The 5791-nt window shown below is 45.1% G+C and carries 4 protein-coding genes; 2 read left to right on the top strand and 2 right to left on the bottom strand.

Annotated features, from left to right (window positions below; translation table 11 throughout):
- Window positions 1–171: 171 nt before the first annotated feature.
- Together B5G33_RS20650 and B5G33_RS20645 are read left to right on the top strand one after the other, a co-directional pair.
- Complete coding sequence (locus B5G33_RS20650) at window positions 172–1539, top strand: MATE family efflux transporter (protein ID WP_087418957.1); 1368 nt, start codon at window positions 172–174, stop codon at window positions 1537–1539.
- A 44-nt stretch (window positions 1540–1583) separates the two neighbouring features.
- Window positions 1584–2231 carry an SH3 domain-containing protein gene (locus B5G33_RS20645; RefSeq protein ID WP_158229664.1) on the top strand — a complete coding sequence of 216 codons (648 nt, stop codon included), beginning with the start codon at window positions 1584–1586 and terminating at the stop codon, window positions 2229–2231.
- A 129-nt stretch (window positions 2232–2360) separates the two neighbouring features.
- Here B5G33_RS20645 and B5G33_RS20640 read toward each other — a convergent pair whose 3' ends face one another.
- Together B5G33_RS20640 and asnA are read right to left on the bottom strand one after the other, a co-directional pair.
- Window positions 2361–4511, bottom strand: coding sequence for an NlpC/P60 family protein (locus B5G33_RS20640; protein ID WP_242974801.1), 2151 nt, complete (start codon window positions 4509–4511; stop codon window positions 2361–2363).
- A gap of 24 nt (window positions 4512–4535) precedes the next feature.
- Window positions 4536–5543 carry an aspartate--ammonia ligase gene (asnA, locus tag B5G33_RS20635; protein WP_087274348.1) on the bottom strand — a complete coding sequence of 336 codons (1008 nt, stop codon included), beginning with the start codon at window positions 5541–5543 and terminating at the stop codon, window positions 4536–4538.
- Window positions 5544–5791 lie beyond the last annotated feature (248 nt).

Raw genomic sequence — 5791 nt, 5'->3', positions numbered from 1 at the left:
AGTTTAGCTAATTATAGCAGAAAACAGGAGATTCCGCTTAAAAATTTCCTGCAAAATCTGTAAAAAATAAAGTGTGATGGAATTTACCTCTTCACTGGAATTTAAAATTTCAATTTAGCTCTTTTCTCTCAATCCGTATTAAAATCAATAGGAAAAGGAGAACCATTACAAATGAAAAAGACAACAGATTTAGGAAAAGACAAAGTTCCCCTATTGGTCCTGAAGCTGGCGGTCCCTTCTATGATCGCTCAGTTTGTAAATGTATTGTACAGCACTGTGGACCGCATGTTTATCGGAAACATCCGTGAGATTGGTGACGTAGCTCTTGCGGGGGTGGGGGTATGCGGGCCAATCGTTACCCTCCTGACTTCCTTCGGAACCCTTATAGGTCTGGGAGGCTCTATTTTAATGGCCATGCGGATGGGAGCGGGCAGGAAAAAACAGGCAGAAAATATACTGGCTCACAGCTTTCTTCTTCTGGTAATTTTTTCAGCCCTGCTGACTCTTATTTTTCTGCTGGTCAAAGACTATCTGCTGAACTGGTTCGGCGCCAGCCCTGCCACCTTTCCCTATGCAGATTCTTACATGACCATTTATACCATTGGCACCTTTTTTGCCCTTATGGCAGTGGGGCTGAATTATTTTATTACCTGCCAGGGTTTTCCCGGTGTGGGGATGATGACGGTTATCATAGGCGCACTGACAAATATTGTGCTGGATCCTGTTTTTATCTTTGGATTTCACATGGGCGTGGCAGGAGCTGCCATTGCCACAGTGATCGCCCAGTTTGTATCCTGTGCATTTGCCTTCCGCTTTCTCACTGGAAAAAAGATACCCATAAAGATAACGCTTCTGAAGAGAAAATACTTTTCTCCTGTAATCGTAAGCCGGATCCTGACCCTGGGAATCTCCCCCTTTCTGATTCTGGCCACGGATAGCGTAATCCTGATCGTGCTGAATACAGTGCTGCAGACTTACGGCGGCCCCAAAGAAGGAGATCTTCTCATTACCTGCGCCACCATCGTCCAAAGTTATATGATGCTGATCACAGGCCCTATGCTGGGCATTTCCAGCGGAACCCAGGCGATCTTAAGCTACAACTATGGTGCCAAAAATATTGCCAGAGTTAAGTCTGCAGAGAAATACATCCTTCTTCTCTGCCTGTGCTTTACCACAATTATGTTCCTGGTATCCAGAACGATTCCTGAATATTTCATCAGCATTTTCACCAGAGATCCCGCTCAGATCGATCTCTGCGTATGGGGTATCCGGGTATTTACCATGATGATCATTCCCCTTAGTTTCCAGTATGTGTTTGTAGACGGCTTTACCGCCCTTGGACGAAGCAAGACCGCACTGTTCCTCTCTGTATTCCGGAAAGGAGACTATATGCTGTTTACTATGGTCCTGCCAATATTCTTCGGAGCCAGAAGCGCCTTCTATGCTCAGCCTCTGGCCGACGGAATCGGCGCTGTAATGTCTTCTATCGCCTTTCTGCTGATCTTCAAAAAACATCTGGAAAAACGAATGCTGGCATAAAACCCTTGTCAATGTATATAATGTCTGAAACAGGAGGTATTTTCATGAAGAAATTTTTATCACTACTGGCCGCCTTATCCATCCTACTCTCTTTTTCTGCCTGCAGTGAAAAGAATTCCCGGGAAAAGGAGGAGGCAGAGCTGGACGCAGTCTCTTCTTCTATGACTGGTACTCTTACCAGTTATACTGGTTCTGAGGTTTCCATTGAGACAGAAGACGGCCAGAAGCTTTCCTTTGAAGACTGTTCCTCTGCTGAAATCCAATGTGTCAATGGAATTATTCCAGGCAATGAGGTGACTCTGGTCTATGTAGGCGGAATAGACGGTACAGATACCAGCAATGTGAGAGTCCGCAGGATCATTACAGAGGATGACAATTCCAGTGTTATGAGCCTGGCAGAAAAGGCCAAGGAAGACATCGCCCAGGCAGGAGGCATGGTATCCCCTGAAGATGAAGAAGACGCTGGCCAGGATCTTCCTGACAGCGGCGTTGAAGTAGAATCCACTCGCCAGACTGCTTATGTGGTCAGTTCTGTCAACGTTCGTGCTGATGCCCTGAGTGGTTCAGAAATCCTGGGGGTTTTAGACGGAGGCGACTCTGTAACTGTTACAGGAATCTGCGCCAACGGCTGGTACCGGGTAATCTACGAAGGAAAGACCGGTTACGTCTGGAGAGACTATCTATCCCTGTGATCCAATAAAAAAATATTACATATACAAAAGGAAGGAGCCAGGTTTATTTCCTGAATCCTTCCTTTTTCCGTCTATATTTTTCTTCCCGCGAACAACGAGCCAGGCAGATATGCTTACATGTCCATTTGACTATTTTACCAGATATACATCTGCGTAATTTACACCAAGAGCATTGGCTCTGTCATGGTCATTTACATAGATATCAATACGGTTGCCTTTAATAGCGCCGCCGCAGTCCTCTGCGGTAAACACATGACCGTTGATGATCACCTGTGTGCCATATGGTATCACATTTGGATCTACAGCAATAGTCTGGCCCTCCACTACAGGTGTTCCCGTAGCGGTAATTCCTGTCTCTACATCACAGCAGATCTCGCAGGAACAGTAATAGGTCAGTTTGTAATTGCCCAGATAATCTCCATACATATCTTCTGTGGCATTTACTTCTGCAATATCACCGCTGGAATATACATAGCTGGTATCATCCAGGACCCTTGTTGCCCACACTGCATTTGCTGTATTCAGGTTTCCCTGTACAATGCCGTATTTTGAACCCATTGCCTCAACAGTCTTGCCGTTTCCGGCATAAATTACTACATGGTAAACATATCCGTCTTTTGCATAAAAGATTAAATCTCCCGTCTGGGCATCTTCCACCGGGATCTTAGTGCCGTACTGGGCCTGATCTGCCGCAACCCTTGGAAGTTCCACTCCATATTCTTTATAAATACTCTGAACAAAACCTGAGCAGTCCGCCCCTTCTGTAAGGCTTGTACCGCCCCACACATATGGATTCCCAATAAACTGAGAGGCAAACTCTACAACAGAGCTTCTCACTTCTCCTCCGGGAACTCCGGACTTCACAGAAGTGAGGGTATAGTAGCAGGCCTGATTCTCACTGGGCTCCACAAGCTTGTTTGCTGTTGTATAGTTTTCTTCTCCTGTCTGCTCTACAGCAGCCTTTACAGCTTCATCATAGACGATATACTGTCTGCTTACAAAGCCACGGACATCTCCAGATTCTATGTACACCCAATCCTGATCTTTATCTGCAAGGATATAGCAGAGACTTCCCTGAGGAAGTGTACCTATGATCCTGGTATCTGTGCCTTTTCCCTCTCTTACATTCAGAAGACTTGCAGTGGTCACTGCATAATCCTTATCCACAACTGTCTGATTTACTGTAGCTCTCAGATAGAGGAAAGCACTGTTTTCCATCCATGGCACCAGTTCCTGGGCCATAGGTGCTGTTCCTTCAATTCCTGTATATTCTGTTCCCTCATCCTCTGCTTTTTTCTTCGCCTGCTCCTGATATTTGGTAAGAAGCTCCTGAGCTTCATCACCGGTCTTTACCTGCTCTGTCTGAACAAACCCTCTTACTCTGCCAGACTCTACATAAAGCCATCCATCTTCTTCCTTCAGGATATAGCACAATCCGTCTTTTGACAGGCTACCAATACTTCTAGACTCCTGGGACATTTCTTCTTTAATCTCAATATTATCAACAGCAAAGGCATATTTTCTGGCTACTGTCCAGAATCGGAAGTCCTCCACGATTACCGGCAGCTCCACAATCTGCTGATTGGCTACAAGCTCTTCATTTGTAGAAGGCGCCTCCTCACTTACTGCTTCAATCTGAGGAGAGCCATTTTCCAGAAGGATCACATAACCATTTTCATCCAGGACATACTGATATCCTTCCGGCAGTGCATAGCCAGTTCTGGCCTCATAGGCTTCTGGAGTTTCATTCTGTGGCTCCTCCTGGACAGGTTCTTCCGGTATATCTGTTCCCTCTTCTGGAGTTTCGGTTTCTCCTCCTTCTTCCGGAGTCTCGGTTCCTTCTCCCTCACCTGGAGTTTCTGCTTCTCCTCCCTCTTCCGGAGTCTCGGTTCCTTCTCCCTCACCTGGAGTTTCTGCTTCTCCTCCTTCTTCCGGAGTCTCGGTTCCTTCTCCCTCGCCTGGAGTTTCTGCTTCTCCTCCTTCTTCTGGAGTCTCGGTTCCTTCTCCCTCACTTAAAGTTTCAGCTTCTCCTTCTTCAGGGGCTTCCTGTTCAGTCTGCACATCAGCCTCAATCACTGGAGAGCCATCTTCCTGAATGATCACATAACCATTTCCGTCTAATATGTAATGATATCCACCTTCCAGGACATACCCTGTCTCAGCCTCATATGCTTCCGGTGTCAGCTGGTCTCCCGGAGCCGCTGCCCAAACATTTCCCGGAACTGCCATGGACACTGCAACGGAGAGAGCAAGCACTTTCTTTAGTTCTTTAAATTTCAATTTCCATTACCTCCCGCCATTCGCCTACAAAATCTCAATTCCTGCTTCTTCGCATACCTTTATCGTTTTCTCATCCCAAATGGAGGACTGTACTTCTCCTATATGGGCTTTTTTCAAAAGCAGCATACAGATCCTGGACTGGCCGATTCCTCCGCCGATGGTCAGAGGCAGTTTTCCCTCTAGAAGCATTTTGTGGAAAGGAAGTTTTCTCCTTTCATCGCAGCCGGCTTTGGTGAGCTGCTCATCCAGGGATTTTTCGTCTACACGGATACCCATAGATGAAATTTCCAGAGCACACTGCAGAGGCTCATGCCAGAACAGCAGATCTCCATTTAACTTCCAGTCATCATAGTCCGGCGCCCGTCCATCATGCTTTTCTCCGGAAGCCAATAAATCTCCAATCTGCATAATAAAAGCAGTTTTATGTTCTTTTACATAAAGGTTCTCCCTTTCCTTTGGAGAAACCTCTGGATACATATCCTCCAATTCCTGAGATGTAATAAAAGAGACCTCTCGACAAAGTTCAGTATCCAGGTTTTCATACTGATATTTTACTTCGTCCAAAGCATTACAGATAGCCCCTGCAATACGGTTTACTGTATTCTTCAGATATTCCAGGTTTCTGTCTTCTCTTGTGATAATTTTTTCCCAGTCCCACTGGTCTACATAGACTGAATGAAGATTATCCAGCTCTTCATCTCTGCGGATAGCATTCATATCTGTAAGAAGGCCTTTTCCTACATGGAAGTCATAACGGTACAGGGCCATACGTTTCCATTTTGCCAGAGAATGTACTACCTGAGCCTGGGTTCCCGCATCCGGGATATCAAAGGTAACAGGTCTTTCCACACCATTCAGGTCATCGTTTAATCCAGAAGCCGGATCAACAAAAAGAGGCGCAGTTACTCGCTTTAATTTTAAAGCCATGCACAGTTTCTTTTCCATAAGATGCTTGATCGTCCCTATGGCCTCCTGAGTCTCATAGCTGGACAAACAGGAACGATAGTTTTCCGGTATTATCACATTGCTCATATTTTCTCCTCCCATCACCGGCAATATATCTTAACAACTAATCAATATATTCTATTTCACTGCTGTAAAATAGCAGAATTCTGATTACTATTTTAGTACAAAACCATTTGTATGTAAATATAAAGTTTTCAGTTCTGACAGGTAAAAATAATTCGCACTAAAACCTATTGAAAACACATGGATTCACTGCGAAAATAGAAATATGACAAAAAAACTTTTTCGCAGTGAGGTTGAAATGGGAAGAAAAG

The organism is Blautia sp. An81 (assembly GCF_002161285.1).
GTDB classification, from domain to species: Bacteria; Bacillota; Clostridia; order Lachnospirales; family Lachnospiraceae; genus Blautia; species Blautia ornithocaccae.
This window is presented reverse-complemented; position numbering and strand designations above follow the sequence as displayed.